This window comes from Sulfolobus sp. B1 (assembly GCF_007050195.1).
Taxonomy (GTDB): Archaea; Thermoproteota; Thermoprotei_A; order Sulfolobales; family Sulfolobaceae; genus Saccharolobus.
The window spans coordinates 1-2,186 of sequence record NZ_QIMI01000191.1 but is presented as its reverse complement, the minus strand read 5'-3'; the positions used below and the strand labels follow the sequence as shown (position 1 = coordinate 2,186).

Below are 2,186 nucleotides of genomic sequence, written 5' to 3'. Positions count from 1 at the left end.
GTACTCCTGCTACTGCCCCAATAACTACAATTATTACTACTACAGCAACAATTATAGCTATTTGTGTTGATGATAAACCCTTAACTAAACTATAATTATATTTCATGGTAAGATAACGTATGAAAAAAAGATTAATAAAACTTATGTTTAACTATTAAAGCATCAATGTTTAACTATTGAGGCAAATGAAATTAATTATAATAATCTAGTATGTAATTGCATATGCTAATATCTGTATTAAAAGTATAGTTGAATTAGTTCTATTCTTGAGATCTGATTTATCATACTCTTTTAGATTCCAAAAAATTTTTACGATGGCATTAGATCATTTACAGACCTCTTAATGTTTATGTTTCAGTCTTGTTGAAGTTTTTCCTACTATCCGTACACTTAGAAAATACATTTATACCCCTAAAAAATAAAAATTATAATTATGAAGAGGGGTACTGTAATTTTAGTTCTTCCTACTGCAATATTTTCTGCAATATTATTATATCTAGTTTTATGGAACGCAGCGATGTCATTTATGAATTGGTCTCTCTTAAATCCTAAGCCCACACTAGTAGGATTGAAGACATTTATAACGGTTGCGAGTTCATTTGAGTTCAAGAATTCTTTAATCCATTCCTTAGAATTGTCAGCTATTTTAGTCTTAGTAGGTAATGCTCTGGGTATATTATTAGCAGGTTTGTTATACTTTTTGACATCAAATAAAGCTAGATCAGTATTTCTTTCAATCATAATATATCCTCTTGCCATATCAATGGCTGTAAATGCATTAATTTGGCTATGGCTGTATAATATTAACATAGGTATAGATTGGTTATTCGTCAAAATAGGTTTGCCACAATTCCCCTGGTTATCATCAACTTCTACAATGTTTCCAAGCTTAATTATCGTGTCAATATGGGCTTATACTGGAATTGCGGCGTTATTCTACTTAGCCGGTTTCATGAATATTGATAAGACGATAGTGGAGGCAGCCAGGTTGGATGGCGCTAATTCTTTTAAGATTTTATATAAGTTCTTAATTCCTAATTCTACAAACTCATTTATCATATCGACTGCCCTATTGTTCTTATTTTCATTTAGAATATTTAGTCTGCCTTACATATTATCTGGAGGACCTACTAATGTTTTCCTCCAAACTTTAGTAGTCTATATGTATTACTTATTCACTGTAGAATTCTTCTCTCAAGCTACAGCAGTTGCCACAATAATAACAGTGATAGCTTCGATCATTATAATACCGTACGCTTTAATCATAATTAGGAGGTGGATAAGGAGATGAGGCCAGTCGTAAAGGCCACATTACATTACCTAGCATTAGCAATAATAAGTGTGATATGGTTAATACCAGTCTATGCAATGCTCATAAACGGATTTAAGAGTAATTTAGAGGTATTATCTAGTCCAGTATTAGCGCCTCCGACTAAATTTTCAATAAGTGCTTATATTACAGTTATCAGTGCATTATCGAAACCGTTACTTAACAGTCTAATAGTCGTAATTCCAACTTCATTAGTGTCAGCGTTTCTAGGTGCTATGGGTGCATATTTCTTCTACACTCTCTCTTACTCCTTTAGTAGGTTTTCCTCAACAATAAGCGATGTATTATTTTCCTTAATAGCATTAGCGACTTTCATACCTTATCAAGCTACCTTAATACCCCTAACAAGGTTAATAGTAAGTATGGGTATTTTAGATAGTTATATAGGCATAATTTTTGCCATGCTAATATTTTACATCCCTACTGGAGCATTGTTAATGTCAATGTTTATTTCCGTGATACCCAGAAGTTTAATAGAAGCTGCTAAAATGGACGGAACTGGAGATTTAAAGATATTCATGAGGATAGTGTTTCCTCTCTCTTTGCCAGGTTTTATATCAACGTTAATATTCATTATAATACAATCATGGAATAATTTCTTCATACCTCTAATTTTGGTTACAACTCCGGGTATGAGGTTAATCTCTGTAGCCGTAGAATCGTATACTGGAGGATATGGCACGTTATATAATGACACATTCGCTGCTGCTATGTTAGCGAGTATAATACCACTAGCAATATTTATATTCCTTGGAAGATACTTTATAAGAGGGTTAATTGCCCTAGGAGGAGGAGGTAAGGGGGTGTGATGTTTGGTTAGGATTGTTGCTAGGAGTATTAGTAAGGTTTTTAAGAG

The 2,186-nt window shown here is 32.9% G+C and carries 2 protein-coding genes; both read left to right on the top strand.

All coding sequences use genetic code 11. The features are described 5' to 3' along the window. Positions 1-433 precede the first annotated feature (433 nt). The gene (gene glcT / locus DMP16_RS09275; protein WP_069283289.1) at positions 434-1,291 is read left to right on the top strand and encodes a glucose ABC transporter permease GlcT; all 858 of its coding nucleotides are present in this window, start codon (positions 434-436) and stop codon (positions 1,289-1,291) included. Beyond that, positions 1,288-2,139: a glucose ABC transporter permease GlcU gene (glcU, locus tag DMP16_RS09270; protein ID WP_069283287.1), complete on the top strand. Its 852-nt coding sequence runs from the start codon at positions 1,288-1,290 to the stop codon at positions 2,137-2,139. Before glcT ends, glcU begins: the two co-directional genes overlap by 4 nt. Positions 2,140-2,186: the final 47 nt, after the last annotated feature.

What these genes read in the sequence shown, in the direction of transcription:
- glcT (WP_069283289.1), top strand. Translation starts at nt 434, where the DNA reads ATGAAGAGGGGTACTGTAATTTTAGTTCTTCCTACTGCAATATTTTCT.
- glcU (WP_069283287.1), top strand. Translation starts at nt 1,288, where the DNA reads ATGAGGCCAGTCGTAAAGGCCACATTACATTACCTAGCATTAGCAATA.